Genomic DNA, 16,579 nt, shown 5'->3' on the forward strand with positions numbered 1-16,579 from the left:
GAAGATCTCTGGCGGGGGTGCTTCGGCTGGTGGGCGCCGCCGGTTGAGAACCAAACCTGGCCCCCCGCCGTCCAACACTTCATGATCAGCGTGGCACTCTCCTTGCTGCTGGCCCTGTCCCCGGCGGCTGTGACCGAGATTCCGAAGAACTTCCTGCTCACTGAACACGACGCGCGCAGGCACCTGGACCCCGAGGAGGCGCAAGAACTTGAGTACAAGATCAGCGACAAGCTCACCAGGCCGTTGGAGCTGAACCCCTGCGGGTACCGGCGCGCTGTCGACCGCGGCCGGGTGGCAGCCCGCACGATCACGCTCGGGACCAGCGCCCCTAGCAGTTCCTCCGAACAGCTCGTCCTCTACGCGAGCTCCCGCGCCGCCCATGCCGCGCTCGCCCGCCTGCGTGCCGAGGTCAAGCGGTGCGCGCGCAAGGGCGACCCCTCGACGCCAGAACTCACGATCCAGTGGCGGACGAGCAAGGCCAAGGCGGGTGACGAGGCCATGGGCATGGGATACCAGACCCGGCAGGACGGCGACGTGAACCAGACGGGCACCGGAATCGTCGCGCGCAGAGGCAGCGCACTGATGATCTACACGACCGACGAGGGACCCTACAGGCCGGGCGGACTGACCAAAGACGCCAGGAAGATGGCCGCCAAGGTATGTGAGCTGCCCGGCATCTGCTGATCCAGCGCAGACGACGAGGTCGGCGAGGCCGGGGCGGGACTCATCAGCCTGCTGAGGCTACGCCGGTACTACCTTGCGGGCGCTGTCGCGAAGCTGTGCCACCGCGCGGGCGATGAGGTCGCTGCGGCGTCGATCCTGGCGGGCGTGGACGACGATGCGCCGCTGGACGGTGGGGTGAACCACGGGCCTGGCGACGACTCCGTCGGGGAGCTCCGCGACGGCCAGGCGCGGCAGGACGGTGACGCCGATGCCCGTCTCCACCAGTCGCAGCGCCGCCCGGTGATCGTCCAAGCGGGCGGCATAGCGCGGCGTGAATCCGGCGGCCCTGCACGCGGTCAAGATGATCTGTCCGATCGGGCTGTCGTAGATGTCGTGGTCTATCCAGGGCTCACCTTCGAGGTCCCGGAAAGCGAGTTCGCGGGCGTCGGCGAGGGGGTGGGCACCGGGGAGCACGGCGACGAGCTCCTCGATGGTGAGTTCATGACGCTGGTAGCCGTCAAGGTGTACTTCGGCTCCGTCGGCGGGCTCAGTCCGGATGTCGAGGTCCGGTCGTCGGCGGCCACGCCCGTCGACGGGTTCGTTGAGGCTGATCTCGACGGTGAGGTTCGGTTGGTGTCGGCGAACGGTCCGCACGACCTCTGGGATCCAGCGCTCGGCCGCAGAAGCGAAGCAGGCGATCGCCAGATGCTGCGCCTGACCGCCCCGGAGGTCTGCGACGACTCGTTCAAGGCGTCCGAAGTCGGCGAGGAGCGACTGAGCTTGATCTGCCAGGTGCCGTGCGGCGTCGGTGGGGCTGATACCGCGTCCTTGCTTCTCGAAAAGGACCAGTCCGGTCTCCTTCGCCAGGGTGGTCATGTGCTGGCTGATCGTCGCGGGAGAGTAGTTGAGGTTCCGCGCCGCTTTGTTGATCGACCCAGCTGCCAGGACCGCGCGCAGGATCGCGAGGCGTTGCGGGTTGAGCATGCGTCGATAGTAAGGCGATGCCGAATGATGAGTCGTATTTGTTCGCTTGTTGCGGGTTTTGTCATCGATCGAAGATGGCATCGAACAGAGGATCGGTGGCGGTGAGAGAGGGTTGGCCATGGACACGACGTTTTGGGACGAGGCGGACCGCCTCCTGATCCGCTACGGAGCCGGTTTCACCCCGCGGGTCATCGAACGCGCCTCTGGTGCGTATGTCTTCGATCGCCAGGGCACGCCGATTCTCGACTTCACCTCAGGACAGATGAGTTCCATCCTCGGCCATGCACACCCGGATATCGTGGCAACGGTTTCGTCCGCGGTCGCGTCGCTGGACCACCTCTTCAGCGGCATGCTCAGCACTCCCGTGCTGGAGCTCGCCCACAGGCTCACCGCGACCCTGCCCCCAACACTCGGCAAGATGTTGCTGCTCACCACGGGAGCCGAGGCGAACGAGGCCGCGATCAAGATGGCCAAGCTCTCCACCGGCCGCTTTGAGATCGTCTCCTTCGACCGCTCTTGGCACGGCATGACCCAAGGGGCCGCCGCCGCGACCTTCTCCGCCGGGCGGCGCGGCTACGGTCCCCCGACACCGGGAAACCTCGCGCTGCCCGCGCCGAACGCCTATCGTTCGCCGTTCCGGTCCTCCGACGGGTCACACGACTGGGAGGCTGAGCTCGCCTACGGCTTTGCCCTGGTCGACCAGCAATCCGTCGGGAGTCTCGCCGCCTGCCTCATCGAGCCCATCCTGTCCTCAGGCGGGATCATCGACCTGCCGCCCGGGTATCTGCGTCGCCTCAAAGAGATGTGTGACGAACGCGGGATGCTGCTCATCCTGGACGAGGCGCAGACCGGTCTCGGCCGCACCGGAGCGATGTACGCGTTCGAGCGCGACGGGGTCGCACCCGACATCCTGACATTGTCGAAGACCTTGGGAGCTGGATTGCCTGTGGCGGCCGTCGTCACGACCGCCGAAATCGAGCAGGTCTGCCACGACCGGGGTTTCCTCTTCTACACCACCCACGTCTCCGACCCCTTGGCGGCTGCCGTCGCGCTGACGGTCCTTGACGTCATCGACCGCGAGAACCTCACAGAGCGTGCTGCGACGCTGGGCGATCAGCTCACCGGCCGCCTGCTGGCGCTTCGCGACACCTACGAAGTCGTCGGTGACGTTCGCGGCCGTGGCCTGCTCCAAGGTGTCGAGCTCGTCAAGGACAAGAAGAGCAAGGCGCCCGCCGATGCGCTGGGCAACGCGATCACCTCGGCCTGTCTCGAACGCGGCCTGCACATGAACGTCGTCCAGCTGCCTGGGATGGGCGGCATCTTCCGCATCGCCCCGCCTCTCACGATCAGGGACGACGAACTACACACCGGCGTGGACATCCTCGAAGCGTCTCTCAACGCCGTGCTCGACGCCGCCAGGTGATATGTCAGCCGGGTACGCTGCACGGCCGGATGCGGATCAGACCGGTCAGGTTCACCCGACCGCTTCGGCGCGGGCAGCAGAGGGAGGTGGCGGTGAACACGGCCAAACGAGCGAGCCCGGCCTGCTAGTTGCGGCCGATCATCGGGCGGACGGACTGTTCTGCGGCGTCAGGGCCGGTCCGGTCCGTCGCGTGCGCGCCCATATGACGGCGGTGATCGCAACAAGCAGGACGCAGGGAATGAGCATCACGATCGACCCGACCCCCGCAGAGCGATCGGAGCCCGCGAGAAGGTCGGCGTGCGTGACGATCCCTAGAAGGTACGCGAGCGTATTGTTGGCCGCGTGGATGACGACCGACGTCTCCAGACCGCCCGTCCGCCAGGTGATCAGGCCGAAGGTGACGCCGAGGGTGAGGTAGTAGACGTTCAGCCACGGGTCGGTCGACATGTGGATGGCCGCGAACAGGACGCTCGACACGGCCAGGCCGAGGAGCATCGCCGTCCGGGGCCCGCGACCCCAGCTCGCGGCCACCCGGAACGCCACTCCACGGTAGCCGTACTCCTCGCCCGCCGACTGCAGAGGCGTCAGCAGGAGCGTGATGACCAACACGGCGATCAGGTCGGAGAATCGCCACGATCCTTTCGTGTACGGCGAGAGGAGGAAGAAGACGGTCATGTAGAGCACCCAGATCGGCACGAGCGTCAGCACTGCACGACCGAACACGGCGGGCCGGAACGCAGACAGCACGGAATGCAGCGACGCCCCCTTCACCCCGTACAGCCAGCGCTGGATGAACATGCTCCATGGGATCATCAGCGCGATCGAGATGAGGTTCGCGGCGTGGAAGATCGGCGTGAACTCCGTACCGCCCGCGATCGGGCTGACCCTGCCCTGCGCCTGGTCGATGGCGGAGCCGAGGGCGCTGAGGACACCGCCGAAGCCGAACAGCCCGACAAGGAGCAGCACGAGCGCCAGAATGCCGCGTCCAATACGGCGCTTCTCACCGGCCAGCACGCGGTGGTAGGGAATGCCTGGCGGGATCGGTCGCGGACCGCGGCGACGCTGTGACGTGTCGTGGAGGACGGTCGGCGCAGTGTCGGGCGGAAGGGAGCCCGGGTTGAAGGCCGGGGAGTTGGAGTGCATGCTTCCACCCTTGTCCGGCACTCGTGGCGGCAGCAGTGCCGTCGGTCATGAGTTCCCATGTGATCTGCACGGCATGGGCATGACATTTGCCATACGAGCAGGGTTGCCGGGGTTGTCTGATGCGAGCACCCGCGCGCGTCGTTCAGATCCAGCCGTGCTTGGCGGCGATGCGCGCGGCCTCGTGCCGGTTCGCAGCGCCGAGCTTCGCGATGGCGGCTGCGAGGTAGTTCCGCACGGTGCCACGGGAGAGCGAGACGCGTTGCGCGATCTCGTCGATGGGCGCGCCGTCGCGCGCAAGGGCGAGAACATCGGTCTCGCGCGGAGTGAGCGGGGAGTCGCCCGCGCCGATCGCCTCGGCCGCGAGCTCGGGGTCGACGTACCGGCCGCCACTCGCGACCTTTCGCACGACGTGTGCGAGGGTGCGAGAGGAAACGGTCTTCGGCAGGAAGCCGCGCACGCCCGCAGCGAGTGCCGACTTCAGGTAGCCGGGACGACCGTGCGAAGTCACGATGACGCAGCGGCAGTCCGGCAGCTCGGTCGCGAGCCGTCGGGCCACCTCGATGCCGTCGGGCCCGGGCATCTGCAGGTCGAGCAGGGCCACGTCGGGACGGAGTCCGAGGGCCGTCGCGATCGCCTCGTCACCTGACGCCGCCTGCCCGACGACCTCGAAGTCGTCAACAAGGTCGAGCAGTCCGGCGATGGCGTCGCGGATGAGATGTTCGTCGTCGGCGAGGAGGATGCGGATCATGCTCGGTCTCCCTCCGGGAGCGGGATCACGGCCTCGAGCAGGAACCAGTCTCCGTCGCGGCGCGTTGCGACATGCCCTCCGAGCGCTCGGATCCTCTCGGACATGGCACGCAGTCCTGTTCCGGCGTCGGGGCGTGCCGCAGCGGGTCCGTCGGCCGCGTCGTTCTCCACGAAGTCGACGGGGTCGGCCCCGTCGTTCGCGATCGTGAGGAGGACCTGCCCGTCCTGGTGCGTCGTCGCGAGCGTGACCTGCGTCGCCGCCGAGTGGCGCAGCACGTTCGTGACGCCCTCGCGGACGACCCACGCGAGCGCCTCGGCGCACTCCTCGGGCACGGGGTCACCGGTCACCGTGCAGCGGATGCCGGCGGAGTCGAGCAGCGAACGCGCGCCCGACACCTCGCCGTCCCAGCTCGCGCGGAGCTCGCCGCGCACGACGCGACGGACCTCGCTTCCCGCCTCCTCGGCGAGCCGCCGGACGCCGGTGATCTCATCGGCTGCCTTTTCGTCGCTGCCGCGGCGAACGAGTTCCGACGCGAGTTCGCTCTTGACCGCGATCGTCGCGAGGGTGCGGCCGAACACGTCGTGGAGGTCGCGCGAGATGCGCAGGCGTTCGTTGGCGAGCGCGAGGGCGGCGCGATCCTGGTGCGCTCTCTGCAACTCCCGCAGGACCCGCAGCATCCACGCGCTCGACCAGCAGGCCCACAGGATGACGCTGATCACCGCCGCCCCGACGATGAGGAGCGGGATGTTCGCGACGGCCGCGAGCGGGACAGCCAGGACGAGAATCGCCGCGTTGAGGTGAAGCGTGCGTCGCGCGTCGAGCACAGGCACGAAGCTCGCGGCGACTGACCCGATCGCCGTCGCGGCCGTCACGGTCATCGCGGGGATCGGAATCGTGAGGGTCGCGGCGACAAACGCCACGAGGACGAGCCCCCAGGCGATGGCACCGCCGGCTTCGAACCGCCGGGCGCGGCCGCCGAGGACGTCGAAGCTCCACTGGCTGACGAGGATGTTCCCGGTGACGAGGGCGAGCGCGAGCGCGACGGCCACGAAGAACGCGATGAGGTGCGGCCCGATGAGTCGGTTGTCGCTTATCGCTCCACTGAGGAGGGTGACGATCGGGGTCGAAACGGCGCCGTACGTGGACCAGCGCACGTAGGTCTCGAACCGTCGTGCGCTGACCGCCGGCCAATCACCCATAAACCACATTCTGCCGTCAATGACCTGCACCTTCGTCTGATGGGGGTGAGGGCCGGTCCCGGAGGCGTCGGCCTGGGACCCTGCGGTCAGGGAGTCAGGATGATCTTGCCGGTGACAGTGCCGGACTCCGCCAGGCGCAGGGCCTCGGCGGCCCTGGCGAGCGGCAGTTGGGCGGCGATGCCGGCGGTGACGTCGCCGCGGCGGACTGCGGTGAAGACCTCGGTGAGGTCATTGCGCAGCCGGGCGCGGAAGCGGTCCTTGTTCAGCGTCCGGCCGGCCCAAATGTTGTAGAAGTGGGCGCGGCGCCCGTTGGGCAGGGTGTTCCAGAACCAGGTGCGGGCGAGGATCTTCAGCACGGGCCACTGCTTGGAGCCGGTGTCGTCGCGGGTGGAGGCGCTGCCGTAGGCGACGAGGGTGCCGCCGGGGGCGAGCAGGTGCCAGGAGTCGATGACGCTGCGTCCGCCGACGTGGTCGAAGACGGCGTCCACTCCACGGGGGGCCAGCTCCCGGACCCGGGCCGTCACGTTTCCGGCACGGTAGTCGATCGGCGTGACGCCCAGCTCCCGCAGTGCGTCGTGGTGTCGGGTGGAGGCCGTGCCGATCACCTTCACACCGGCTGCGCGGGCGAGCTGGACCAGGACGACGCCCACGCCGCCGCCGGCGCCGTGCACCAGGACGGTCTGACCGGCGCGCACTCGGGCGATGCGGTGCAGCATCTGCCAGGCGGTGATGCCGTTGACCACGACGGTCTCGGCCTGTGCCGCGGTCAGGCCGTCCGGGACCTCGACCGCGTCCTTTGCGTCGACGAGCACGTGGCTGGCCCAGCCGCCGACCTTGACCAGCGCGGCGACCCGCCGCCCCAGCAGGTCCGGGTCGACTCCCTGGCCGGCCGACAGCACCCGGCCCACCAGGTCGTAGCCGGGCACGAACGGGAACGGCGGCTGATCGTAGTACCGCCCGCGGCGCATCTGCTGTTCGGCGAATGAGACGCCGGTCGCCTCCATGGCGATCACGATCTGTCCCGGGCCGGGATCCGGCATGGCCGCGTGTCGGATCTGCAGGTCTTCCGGGGCCACGATGCCTGGCAGAACGACCTGGAAGAGGCGCTCGCTGTTCACGACCACCCTCCTCTCTTTAGAAGATATCTCGTTAGTTAGAAGCTATAACACTCGCATGCGATGGTCAATAGTGTTCGTGATAGCCTCTAACCGAACGGCGAGAGAGCGGGAGACAGGTCGTGAGCAAGCCGGATGCGAAGACTCCCAGGGACCGATACCGCGCGCAGGTGCGGGAGGAAATCAAGAAGCACGCCTGGGAGCAGATCGCCACCGCCGGGGCTTCCGCCCTGTCCCTCAACGCCATCGCCAAGCAGATCGGCATGAGCGGGCCGGCCCTCTACCGGTACTTCGTCAACCGCGACGAACTGATCACCGAGCTCATCAGGGACGCCTACCGCAGCCTGGCCGACACCATCCGCGCCCGCGCCGAGGCCGGCGCCGATCTCAGCGACCTGGCACAGGCCCTGCGCAGGTGGGCCCTGGACGACCCCCAGCGCTACTTCCTCATCTACGGCACCCCTGTGCCTGGCTACCAGGCCCCCGAAGACACCACCCAGATCGCCTCGGAGATCATGGCCGTCCTCCTCGACGCCTGCGCCGCCGAACAGCTCCCCGTCACGCCGCCGTCACCGGTGGAAACACATCTGGACGAGCACCGGGCCTGGGCCGGGCAGCACCCGGCGCCGCCGTCGACGCTGCATCGCGCCCTCACCTTCTGGACCCGCCTCCACGGCGTGCTTTCCCTCGAACTCGCCGGTCAATTCGCCGGCATGGGATTCGACCCGGCCCAGCTCTACGCCGCCGAGGCGGAGGCCATCACGGGTCGCTGATCTAGGCCAGGTCGACGGGCCGCACCCGCAGCTTGGCGGCGATGCGGGCCAGCGCCTTCTGATCGGCGGCGGTGAGCGGGTCGAGCACGAACTGCCGGACCGAGCGTACGTGCGCGGGCGCGGCGGCGACGACCACCTCGTAGCCGATGTCGGTGAGGGCGGCGATGGTGTATCGGCCGTCATCGGGGTCGGGCGAACGCTCCACCCAGCCCCGCTGCTCGAACCGCTTGACGACGTTGGACAGGCGGGAGAGGGAGCCGTTGGCCAGGTAGGCCAGGTCACTCATCCGCAGACGGCGTTCCGGGGCCTCCGAGATGTGGCTGAGGGTCAGGTACTCGAACAGGGTCAGGCCGGCCGCGTGCTGCAGTGGCGACTCCAGCCGCCCCGGCAGCAGCAGGACCAGCGAGACCAGCCCGGTCCAGGCCTCTTTCTCGTCCGCGGCCAGCCACAACGGCTCGTCGGGGGCGTCCTCGCCGGGGTTCGGGGTCGCGGTGATGGCCATGGGGACACGATACCGAGCGCTCGCGACTTCACGCGTGAAGTAAAAGGCTGATAGATTCACTTCACGCGTGAAGTTGTCTCGAAAGGATCACCATGAGCAGGCCCGAGTTCTTCGCCACCCCCGGGTACGGCGCGACACAGCTCGCCAACATGCACTACAACCAGGCGGTTCGCATCGGCGACCGCGTCGAGACCTCGGGCCAGGGAGGGTGGGACGATGACTGGAACTTTCCCGAGACCCTCGAAGACGAGATCGTTCAAGCCTTCGAGAACGTCGAGCGCACCCTCGCCACAGCCGGCGCCACGTGGCGTGACGTCATCGCCGTGAACTCCTACCACATCCCCGATTCCGCCGACTTCATCGGCGAGGTCCACAACCGCGTCATGGTGGAGCAGTTCCGCAAGCGCATGGGCGACCGCGCACCCATCTGGACCGAGACCGGTGTTCCCGCCCTTGGCGCCCCGAAGATGCGCGTTGAGATCCGCGTCACCGCCATCGTCGGCCACGGCGACTGACAGGCACGCCGGAAGGAGACGCCAGGTTGGGCGATCTTCGAGGCCGTCAGATCCAGCCGTGCTCGGCGGCGATGCGCGCGGCCTCGTGCCTGTTCGAAGCGCCGAGCTTCGCGATGGCCGCGGCAAGGTAGTTGCGCACCGTCCCCGGTGACAGGGACACCCGCTGCGCGATCTCATCCACGGGCGCACCGTCGCGCGCGAGCGCGAGGACGTCGGCTTCGCGCGGAGTCAGAGGCGAGTCACCCGCACCGATCGCCTCGGCTGCGAGTTCTGGATCCACGTGCCGCCCGCCCGCGGCGATCTTCCTGATGACTTGTGCGAGATTGCGCGATGAGGTGGTTTTCGGCAGGAACCCGCGGACGCCTGCCGAGAGCGCGGATTTCAGGTACCCGGGTCGACCGTGGGAGGTCACGATGATGCTGCGGCACTCCGGCAGCCTGCTGGAGAGCTGCCGGGCGACCTCGATGCCGTCGGGTGAAGGCATCTGCAGATCGAGCAGAGCCACGTCGGGGCGCAGGCGCAGCGCGGTCTTCAGCGCTTCGTCGCCTGAGGCGACCTGGCCGACGATGTCGAAGTCGTCCTCGAGTTCGAGCAGACCTGCGATCGCTTCGCGGATCAGGTGTTCGTCGTCGGCGATCAGGATGCGGATCATTCGCGTTCTTTCGGTAGGGGGACGGCGGCTTCCAGCAGGAACCGGTTCCCGTCCCGCCGGGTCTCGGCGCGCCCTCCGATTGCGCGGATTCGGTCGAACATCGCCCGAAGTCCTGTGCCGATGTTTGGGGCCGAAGGTGCGGAATCATCCGTGGTGGATGGGGCGGGTCCGCTGTCGCTGACCCCGTCGTTCGCGATCGTGAGGAGGACCTCGCCGGCGTCGATCGTTGTGGTGAGTGTCACCTGCGTCGCCGAGGAATGCCGCAGGACGTTCGTGATGCCTTCGCGGACGACCCACGCAAGCGCCTCTGCGCAGGGCGTCGGTACTGCTTCGCCGGTGACCGTGCAGGTGATGCCGGCCGAACCCAGGAGTGCGCGGGCGCCGGAGACCTCGCCTTCCCACGTCGTCCGGAGGTCGCCTCGGACGACCCTGCGGACCTCCGTGCCCGCCTCGTCGGCCAGCCGTCGCACCTCCCTCAGTTCCGCGGCCGCGCGGTCGTCTCGGCCGCGGCGGATGAGCTCGGAGGCGAGCTCGCTCTTCACGGCGATCGCGGTGAGCGTGCGGCCGAACACGTCGTGGAGGTCGCGGGAGATGCGCAGGCGTTCCTCCGCGAGGGTGAGTGCAGCACGGTCCTCGTGCGCGTCCTGCAGTTCGCGGAGGACACTCAGCATCCACACGCTGGACCAGCAGATCCACAGGACGGCGCTGACCAGCGTCATGCAGACCACGAGCAACGCGACCTGGAAGACGGCCACGAGGGGCGTGGCGAGCACGAGGATCGCGACGTTCAGAAGGAGCGTGCGGCGGGCGTTGAGGATGGGGACGATGCTCGCGGCCGCAGAGGCGATCGCAGCGGCCGCCGCCACCCGCATGGCCGGTATCGGGAGGACGGCGGCCCCCGCCAGGACGGCGGCGACCAGGAGCAGCCATGTGACGGCGAGAGCGATCGGGAGGCGCTTGCCGCGTCCTTCGAGGGCGTTGAAACTCCATCGACTGACCGCGATGTTGCAACACACCAGTGCCAACGTGGCGACCGCCACCGCGCTCACCACGGCGACGCTCTCCCTGGTGAGCGGCTGGGCGCTGACGAGGCCGCCGAGGAGAGTGGAGATCGGGGTGGAGACGACGGCGTATGTCGACCAGCGCACGAAGCTCTCGAACCGGCGCGCGCTCACCACCGGCCACTCTCCCATGCCTCTCATTGCGCCGCTGGAGCCTCGAGCGAGGGTCATGTCTCCACACTCCCGCCGCACGGGTTCGCTCCCCAGTGTCGTCCGTAATGACTTCGCCGGCGTTCCGCACGACTTACGCATGACAGATGTCATACGTCGACGGGCCACCGCAGCGTCCTTTGCGTCCCCGTCCGGGCGCGCGGTACCGCACGGCTAGCCACACCACATGACCTGATCCGAGCAAGCCTCCTGAGGGCACTCGGCGTGCCCATGACACGCCCGGTCGGGATCAGTCTGTGAGCACGTCCGGGAAGCCGAACATCTCGACCAGCGCCGAATGGTGGAACGCGATCACGCGGGAGACACCGGTGGCGGTGGGGGCCAGCACCACAATGCCGTTTGCCCGGAACGCGCCGTCCGCCTCCCGGTAGTACACGACGGCGGCGGGCTGGCCGTTCGCTGTCGTAGCGATCATCTGCCAGTCGCCCGGCGCGCCCAGCACGTACGCGTCGAGCATGTGGATGCACTTCACCCGGCCGACCTGCCAATCTCGGAACGGCGTCGCCTCGAGCGTGGCGTCCGTGCGCAGCACTTGTTCCAGCAGGCCCGCGTCGGAGCGCTCGAAGGCTGCGATGTAGCCGTCGAGCAGCGCACGCGCCCGCTGGTCGGTCGGTTCGAGCAATTCCTCGGGCGCTGGCTCCAGTTCGTCCAGCCGGGCGCGGGCGCGCTGCAGACCGCTCTTCACCGCCGCCGTAGTGGTGCCGAGGAGCTCCGCGGTTTCGGCTGTAGAGAACGCCAGCACCTCGCGCAGGATGAGGATGGCGCGCTGGCGGGCGGGCAGGTGCTGCAGACTCGCGATGAGCGCCAGCCGCAGCGATTCGCGCGCGATCACCGCCGCGGCCGGATCGTCGGCGGCCGGGGCGATCCATCGGTCCGGCAGCGGTTCAAGCCACGAGACCTCGCCCAGCGCAACGGGACTCGGCGGGCGATCGGGTCCGTCGTACGGGCCTGTCAGACCCGAGGGCAGCACCCGGATCCGGCGCGGCTCCAACGCAGTCAGGCAGACGTTGGTGGCGATCTTGTAGAGCCATGACCGAATCGACGCACGTCCCTCGAAGCCGGCGTAGGAACGCCATGCTCGAAGATACGTCTCCTGCACCAGGTCCTCGGCGTCATGCGCCGAGCCGACCATGCGGTAACAGTGCGCCAACAGCTCACGGCGGAACCGCTCGGTCTCGGCAGCGAACTGGTCCTGGTTCGCTGCCGCTCGCACGTGCGCCGTCATGCCGCGAGCTTAGGCCGCGTCCAGTCGGCCAGATGCGCGGTAGCATCCCGGTCGTCCGTCGACGGGCGGTTGTCTGGCGGCGTCCGCTGGTGGTCCGCCGCCGGAACCGTCAACCACCGCTGGTACGGCTCCACTGCCGCCGCGGCTTGCTTGCTTGCCATGCGCTGCTCCTTGTCCGGACCGGTCGGAACCGTCGCCCATGACGACCGGGACGCCGTTGCGAAGGACATCCGGGCGGTGGCCGGGTTGTCAGGGCCGCAGGGCCAGTTTGCCGACGGTCGCCCTGGCTTCCAGTTCCGCGAGGGCCTTTGGGCCGTCGGCCAAGTCGTAGGCGGTGGGGCGAGCGGGCGTGAGGACGCCGGCGGCGATGAGGGCGGACAGCTCGCCCATGAGCTCACCGAAGATCTGGGGTGCGGCCTGGATCAGCACGCCGATGTTGAAGCCGATGATGTGGATCTGGTGCTTGTATACCAACTCCCAGTTGGTGATCGCGGCTTCCCCGCCTGCCACGCCGTAGACGATGACCCGGCCGGTGACCGGCTTGGCCGCGGCCAGGCTGGCGTTGAAGGTGGCGCCGCCCGCCGACTCCAGCACCACATCGGCACCGGCGCCACCGGTCAGCCGCAGCACCTCGGCGGCGAGGTCGCCGTCGAGGGAGTCCAGGACGTGGTCGGCGCCCAGTGCCAGCACTGTCTCGTGCTTGCTCGGCGAGGCGGTGGCGATGACCGTCGCGCCGTAGTACTTGGCCATGGTCACCGCGGCCTGGCCGGTCGCGCCGGCCGCAGCGTGGACCAGCACGGTCTCCCCGGTGGCGATGCGGCCCAAGGACTTGAGCGCGGCAAGTGCGGTGGGCCAGTTCACGACCAGGCCCAGCGACTGCTCGGCTGTCCAGCCGGCCGGCACCGGCATCGCCGCGGCCGCGGGCAGGACCATGTACTCGGCGAAAGCCCCGTCTCCGACGCCGATGACGCGAGTCCCCAGTCGTGGGCCGATCACCGCCTCGCCCACCGCCACGACCTCGCCGGCGGCCTCGAAACCCGCCAGGTACGGTGGCTGCGGGCCGCCCAGGAACGTGCCGTTGGCCTTCGAGATGTCGGCGAAGTTGACACCGGCGGCGGCGACCCGGATCAGGACCTCGCCCTGGCCAGGGCTCGGTACCGGCGCGTCGGTGATCAAACGTATGTCCTGCGTGCCCTTCAGCGAGGTCTGCTGCAGGGCGCGCATGGTGGCGGGAATGCTCACGGCAATCAGCTCTCTTTCTCGGCTTGCCTCTTCGGCGGGCCGCACCGTCGACCATGTAGACCTCGGCCACCGCAGCAAGGAATCGGCAGCCGCTGAAGCGTCCCGAGCTACACCGGCGTTGAGACGCGCTACCCGTGTGGGACCTTGCTGGGCGTGGTCTCGATCTCACCCAGCCATCCCTCGGCCGTGGCACGTTCCCGAAGTACGCGTCGGCGTAGGCAGGCTCCGTCTCCCATCACGGCCGCGCCTGCTCCAGATGCAGCGCACGGCGGCGATCAGGTCTGATGCGGTGTCGTGTCAGCGGCCGTGTCAGCACGGCAACAGCCCGGTATCAGAGCGGTCGGCGATGGTGGATGACATGAACGGTTCAGAATCCCTCCACACCGTCACCACGATGCCGACGGCGCGTCAGCCCGGCTGTCCCTTCGACCCGCCCAAGGAGCTGATCGAGGCCCGCGAGCACGGCCCCATCAGCCGCTTCCCCTTCCCCGACGGACACCAGGGCTGGCTGGTCACCGGCTACGACCTGGTCCGGTCGGTCCTGGCCGACCCGCGGTTCAGCTCACGCAAGGAGCTCATGCGCCACCACCCGCTGGTCGACTACGGCGACATCGAGGTCCCCCCGGCGCCGCCCGGCGAGTTCCTGCTGATGGACGATCCGCAGCACAGCCGCTACCGCAAACCGCTGGTGGGCAAGTTCACCGTACGGCGGATGCGGCTGCTCACCGAGCGCGTCGAGCAGATCACCGCCGAGCACCTGGACGCGATGGAGAAGGCTGGGCCGTCGGCGGACCTGGTGACCGCGTTCGCCAAGCCCATCCCCTCCGTGATCATCTGTGAGCTGCTGGGCGTGCCGTACGAGGACCGGGGCCGCTTCCAGGAGCAGATCGACAAGTTCCTCGGCGGGGAGGTCAGCGACGAGGAACTGATCGCGGCCTACACCGCGACCCAGCAGTACCTCGCGGAGCTGGTGGCCGCCAAGCGCGCCAACCCCACCGACGACGTGCTCAGCGACCTGCTCGACAGCGATCTGACCGATGAGGAGCTGCGGGGGATCGCCCTGATACTGCTGTCGGCCGGGTTCGACACCACCGCGAACATGCTGGCGCTGGGCACCTTCGCCCTGCTGCAGAATCCGGAGCAGCTGGCGGCGCTGCGCGCCGAGCCCGCGCTCACCGACGGGGCCATGGAGGAGCTGCTGCGCTATCTGAGCGTCGTCAAGCAGCTCGCGAGGGTCGCGCTGGAGGACGTCGAGCTGGGCGGCCAGACCATCAAGGCCGGCACGACGGTCATCCTGTCCTACAACACCGCCAACCGCGACCCCGAGCGCTTCACCGACCCCCACGTGCTCGACCTGCGCCGGCAGGACGGCGGGCACCTGGCCTTCAGCCACGGCATCCACCAGTGCCTGGGCCAGCAGCTGGCCCGCATCGAGATGCGCGTCGCGCTCCCCGCGTTGATCAACCGCTTCCCCACGCTGCGCCTGGCCGTACCGGCAGAAGAAGTCGCCCTGCGCCCCGAGACCGCCGACGTCTACGGCGTCAAGAGCCTCCCGGTCACCTGGGACGCCTGACCGCCGGCCAGTGACGGGTGAGCCCGCACCCGGCCCACCCGCCACCGCTGCGCCATGCCGTACGGTGAACAGGATCCTGACCGCGGCACGCGGGCCGACCTGGCGGAACGCGCCTTCGCCCATCCCCGCGCCGCAGCGTCCCGCCGATGGCGGCGACAGTCTCCCGCCGCCCTCCGTCGCTCACCCACGCTGCCGAGAACAGCTGGCCTGCTCAGGCCACGCCTCCGTCGCCGACCTTGCCCGCTACACCCGCGTCTCACCCGCCGGCAAGAACGCCGCGGCCCCCACCGCCGAGGCTGACCGGGCCCGGTACCGCAGCCCGCTTCTGCCGGATTCCGGTGGCACCCGATCTAGATACCCCGGGCACCAACAGGACCGCATCCCACCATCCGCCGTTCACAGATTCAAAGGAGCACACCACCATGTCCGTCACCCTTACCGACCAGGACAAGCTCACCCTGCGGATCGCCGCGTGGGGCGCCGTCTCACTGATGTCCGCCGCCGGCGCCGCCGGCTCGGCGCACAAGGTCGCCACCCACGGCTCCATCGCCCTGACCTCCGCGACCGGCCTGGTCGGGCACGTGCTCACCAAGGCGCCCAAGGGCGTGAAGTACGGCAAGACCGTAGCCGAACTCGCCGACCAGGTACTGCCGGCCCTGACAGCAGCCATGACCCTGCTCAAGCAGCAGGACCAGGCAGAGGCCGACAACTTCCGCAGCACCGTCATCGTCGCCATCGAAGCGGCGGCCCGGACCCACCAGGGCGAGCCCAGCCCCACCCTGGCCGAGATGGCCCGCAAGATCACCGAGGCCCTCGACGCCGCTTGATGGCATGCCGACCCGCGCGGCTGTCACGGGGGGCCTGTCCGGATCCCCGTGACGCGGCGGTGGCGGGTCAGGGAGGGGTCGAGCCCCGCCAGCGGGTGAAGCACGGGTCGCCGGGTACGACGTACGCCGCGAGGCCGACCAGGTGCGCGCGTCGATCGGAGTGACCGGACAGTTCTCCGCCGTGGACGAGTTGCTGACCGGGCGGGAGAATCTGCGGCTGATGGCCGACCTCGGCCACCTCGACCGCCGTGTTCGGCCCGGAGGCTGACAAGGGGCTCATATGCAACGGAAAGCATCTATCTAAGTGCGTAGAGTGGCCATTCGGAGGTGGGTGGGGGCCGCATTGGGTCCGGGTTTCCGTCCCGTTGACCAATGGCGAACCGCGCAGCGGCGGCCTCGACGCCGCTTCACGTCACCTTTACCCGCAATGACGGCACCATCGACGGCCTGGCACGCCGCGTCAAGTCTCATCCAACCCCTGCAATATTCGACGATTCATGGCAGATCCGGTGCTAGCGTCCGTTTTGTACGAAAGTCGCGCATGAGGAGGGAGCAATGGTCACTCCATACGCCTCAGCCGGTTTCTCGACATGGTGCGGACGCCGCCGCTGCGGATTCCGCCGGGGCGGCTGTGGATTCCGCCGCCGGTTCTTCTGGTGGTAGAAAGATCGAATGAGAGCCGACGGGTCGCCCGTCGGCTCTCGTTCTCTGACCGAGGAGCCCATTCTTCTTCCTCGCATCCCCCGCAGTGCCGGTATCCGCC

Annotated in this window: 17 protein-coding genes and 1 pseudogene; 7 read left to right on the top strand and 11 right to left on the bottom strand. The window is 68.7% G+C overall.

Annotated elements, in window-relative coordinates; translation table 11 throughout:
• Nucleotides 1-90: 90 nt before the first annotated feature.
• Nucleotides 91-684: a hypothetical protein gene (locus ABT294_RS07235; RefSeq protein ID WP_350804178.1), complete on the top strand. Its 594-nt coding sequence runs from the start codon at nucleotides 91-93 to the stop codon at nucleotides 682-684.
• Nucleotides 685-741: 57 nt separating this feature from the next.
• Here ABT294_RS07235 and ABT294_RS07240 read toward each other — a convergent pair whose 3' ends face one another.
• On the bottom strand, nucleotides 742-1,728 hold the full coding sequence (locus tag ABT294_RS07240) for a LysR family transcriptional regulator (RefSeq protein WP_350804179.1): 987 nt from the start codon (nucleotides 1,726-1,728) through the stop codon (nucleotides 742-744).
• Between the two features lie 37 nt (nucleotides 1,729-1,765).
• Here ABT294_RS07240 and ABT294_RS07245 point away from each other — a divergent pair, with 37 nt between their 5' ends.
• A complete protein-coding gene (locus ABT294_RS07245; RefSeq protein ID WP_350804180.1) occupies nucleotides 1,766-3,070 on the top strand; it encodes an aspartate aminotransferase family protein in 1,305 nt (434 codons plus the stop codon).
• A gap of 138 nt (nucleotides 3,071-3,208) precedes the next feature.
• On the opposite strand, the gene ABT294_RS07250 is transcribed toward ABT294_RS07245, so the two are convergent.
• From ABT294_RS07250 to ABT294_RS07265, 4 genes are all read right to left on the bottom strand, one after another.
• Nucleotides 3,209-4,213: a CPBP family intramembrane glutamic endopeptidase gene (locus ABT294_RS07250; protein ID WP_350804181.1), complete on the bottom strand. Its 1,005-nt coding sequence runs from the start codon at nucleotides 4,211-4,213 to the stop codon at nucleotides 3,209-3,211.
• A gap of 142 nt (nucleotides 4,214-4,355) precedes the next feature.
• On the bottom strand, nucleotides 4,356-4,961 hold the full coding sequence (locus ABT294_RS07255; protein WP_350804182.1) for a response regulator transcription factor: 606 nt from the start codon (nucleotides 4,959-4,961) through the stop codon (nucleotides 4,356-4,358).
• Nucleotides 4,958-6,010, bottom strand: coding sequence for a sensor histidine kinase (locus tag ABT294_RS07260; RefSeq protein ID WP_350804183.1), 1,053 nt, complete (start codon nucleotides 6,008-6,010; stop codon nucleotides 4,958-4,960). Before ABT294_RS07260 ends, ABT294_RS07255 begins: the two co-directional genes overlap by 4 nt.
• A 236-nt stretch (nucleotides 6,011-6,246) precedes the next feature.
• The gene (locus tag ABT294_RS07265) at nucleotides 6,247-7,278 is read right to left on the bottom strand and encodes a medium chain dehydrogenase/reductase family protein (RefSeq protein WP_350804184.1); all 1,032 of its coding nucleotides are present in this window, start codon (nucleotides 7,276-7,278) and stop codon (nucleotides 6,247-6,249) included.
• A gap of 119 nt (nucleotides 7,279-7,397) precedes the next feature.
• Between ABT294_RS07265 and ABT294_RS07270 the strand changes: the two genes are divergently transcribed.
• Entirely contained in the window at nucleotides 7,398-8,048 is a 651-nt protein-coding gene (locus ABT294_RS07270) for a TetR/AcrR family transcriptional regulator (protein WP_350804185.1), read from the top strand.
• Between the two features lies 1 nt (nucleotide 8,049).
• Here ABT294_RS07270 and ABT294_RS07275 read toward each other — a convergent pair whose 3' ends face one another.
• Nucleotides 8,050-8,550 (bottom strand): MarR family winged helix-turn-helix transcriptional regulator, encoded by a 501-nt coding sequence (locus tag ABT294_RS07275; RefSeq protein WP_350804186.1) that lies wholly within the window; start codon nucleotides 8,548-8,550, stop codon nucleotides 8,050-8,052.
• 92 nt (nucleotides 8,551-8,642) lie between these two features.
• Here ABT294_RS07275 and ABT294_RS07280 point away from each other — a divergent pair, with 92 nt between their 5' ends.
• On the top strand, nucleotides 8,643-9,065 hold the full coding sequence (locus ABT294_RS07280; protein WP_350804187.1) for a RidA family protein: 423 nt from the start codon (nucleotides 8,643-8,645) through the stop codon (nucleotides 9,063-9,065).
• Nucleotides 9,066-9,111: 46 nt separating this feature from the next.
• Here ABT294_RS07280 and ABT294_RS07285 read toward each other — a convergent pair whose 3' ends face one another.
• The 5 genes from ABT294_RS07285 to ABT294_RS07305 all read right to left on the bottom strand — a co-directional run bounded on the left by ABT294_RS07285 (nucleotide 9,112) and on the right by ABT294_RS07305 (nucleotide 13,416).
• Nucleotides 9,112-9,717, bottom strand: a complete 606-nt coding sequence (locus ABT294_RS07285; protein WP_350804188.1) for a response regulator transcription factor — start codon at nucleotides 9,715-9,717, stop codon at nucleotides 9,112-9,114.
• Complete coding sequence (locus ABT294_RS07290) at nucleotides 9,714-10,910, bottom strand: sensor histidine kinase (protein ID WP_350804189.1); 1,197 nt, start codon at nucleotides 10,908-10,910, stop codon at nucleotides 9,714-9,716. Before ABT294_RS07290 ends, ABT294_RS07285 begins: the two co-directional genes overlap by 4 nt.
• 268 nt (nucleotides 10,911-11,178) lie before the next feature.
• Nucleotides 11,179-12,174 (bottom strand): RNA polymerase subunit sigma-70, encoded by a 996-nt coding sequence (locus ABT294_RS07295; protein WP_350804190.1) that lies wholly within the window; start codon nucleotides 12,172-12,174, stop codon nucleotides 11,179-11,181.
• Entirely contained in the window at nucleotides 12,171-12,335 is a 165-nt protein-coding gene (locus ABT294_RS07300; protein WP_350804192.1) for a hypothetical protein, read from the bottom strand. The genes ABT294_RS07295 and ABT294_RS07300 overlap by 4 nt, the downstream gene beginning before the upstream one ends.
• 88 nt (nucleotides 12,336-12,423) lie before the next feature.
• On the bottom strand, nucleotides 12,424-13,416 hold the full coding sequence (locus ABT294_RS07305) for a zinc-binding dehydrogenase (protein WP_350804193.1): 993 nt from the start codon (nucleotides 13,414-13,416) through the stop codon (nucleotides 12,424-12,426).
• A 358-nt stretch (nucleotides 13,417-13,774) separates the two neighbouring features.
• Here ABT294_RS07305 and ABT294_RS07310 point away from each other — a divergent pair, with 358 nt between their 5' ends.
• The 3 genes and pseudogenes from ABT294_RS07310 to ABT294_RS07320 all read left to right on the top strand — a co-directional run.
• Nucleotides 13,775-14,989, top strand: a complete 1,215-nt coding sequence (locus tag ABT294_RS07310; RefSeq protein ID WP_350804194.1) for a cytochrome P450 — start codon at nucleotides 13,775-13,777, stop codon at nucleotides 14,987-14,989.
• 422 nt (nucleotides 14,990-15,411) lie between these two features.
• Nucleotides 15,412-15,816 (top strand): hypothetical protein, encoded by a 405-nt coding sequence (locus tag ABT294_RS07315; RefSeq protein WP_350804196.1) that lies wholly within the window; start codon nucleotides 15,412-15,414, stop codon nucleotides 15,814-15,816.
• 94 nt (nucleotides 15,817-15,910) lie between these two features.
• Nucleotides 15,911-16,066, top strand: a pseudogene (locus ABT294_RS07320) (ABC transporter); the annotation flags it as partial.
• Nucleotides 16,067-16,579: the final 513 nt, after the last annotated feature.

The sequence above is a fragment of the Nonomuraea sp. NPDC000554 genome (genome assembly GCF_040300065.1).
Classification (GTDB): domain Bacteria; phylum Actinomycetota; class Actinomycetes; order Streptosporangiales; family Streptosporangiaceae; genus Nonomuraea.

Coding starts and splice junctions, on each gene's coding strand:
- ABT294_RS07300 (WP_350804192.1), bottom strand. CDS start 12,335: ATGGCAAGCAAGCAAGCCGCGGCGGCAGTGGAGCCGTACCAGCGGTGG.
- ABT294_RS07250 (WP_350804181.1), bottom strand. CDS start 4,213: ATGCACTCCAACTCCCCGGCCTTCAACCCGGGCTCCCTTCCGCCCGAC.
- ABT294_RS07315 (WP_350804196.1), top strand. CDS start 15,412: ATGTCCGTCACCCTTACCGACCAGGACAAGCTCACCCTGCGGATCGCC.
- ABT294_RS07295 (WP_350804190.1), bottom strand. CDS start 12,174: ATGACGGCGCACGTGCGAGCGGCAGCGAACCAGGACCAGTTCGCTGCC.
- ABT294_RS07240 (WP_350804179.1), bottom strand. CDS start 1,728: ATGCCATCTTCGATCGATGACAAAACCCGCAACAAGCGAACAAATACG.
- ABT294_RS07280 (WP_350804187.1), top strand. CDS start 8,643: ATGAGCAGGCCCGAGTTCTTCGCCACCCCCGGGTACGGCGCGACACAG.
- ABT294_RS07245 (WP_350804180.1), top strand. CDS start 1,766: ATGGACACGACGTTTTGGGACGAGGCGGACCGCCTCCTGATCCGCTAC.
- ABT294_RS07275 (WP_350804186.1), bottom strand. CDS start 8,550: ATGGCCATCACCGCGACCCCGAACCCCGGCGAGGACGCCCCCGACGAG.
- ABT294_RS07255 (WP_350804182.1), bottom strand. CDS start 4,961: ATGATCCGCATCCTCCTCGCCGACGACGAACATCTCATCCGCGACGCC.
- ABT294_RS07290 (WP_350804189.1), bottom strand. CDS start 10,910: ATGGGAGAGTGGCCGGTGGTGAGCGCGCGCCGGTTCGAGAGCTTCGTG.
- ABT294_RS07285 (WP_350804188.1), bottom strand. CDS start 9,717: ATGATCCGCATCCTGATCGCCGACGACGAACACCTGATCCGCGAAGCG.
- ABT294_RS07310 (WP_350804194.1), top strand. CDS start 13,775: ATGAACGGTTCAGAATCCCTCCACACCGTCACCACGATGCCGACGGCG.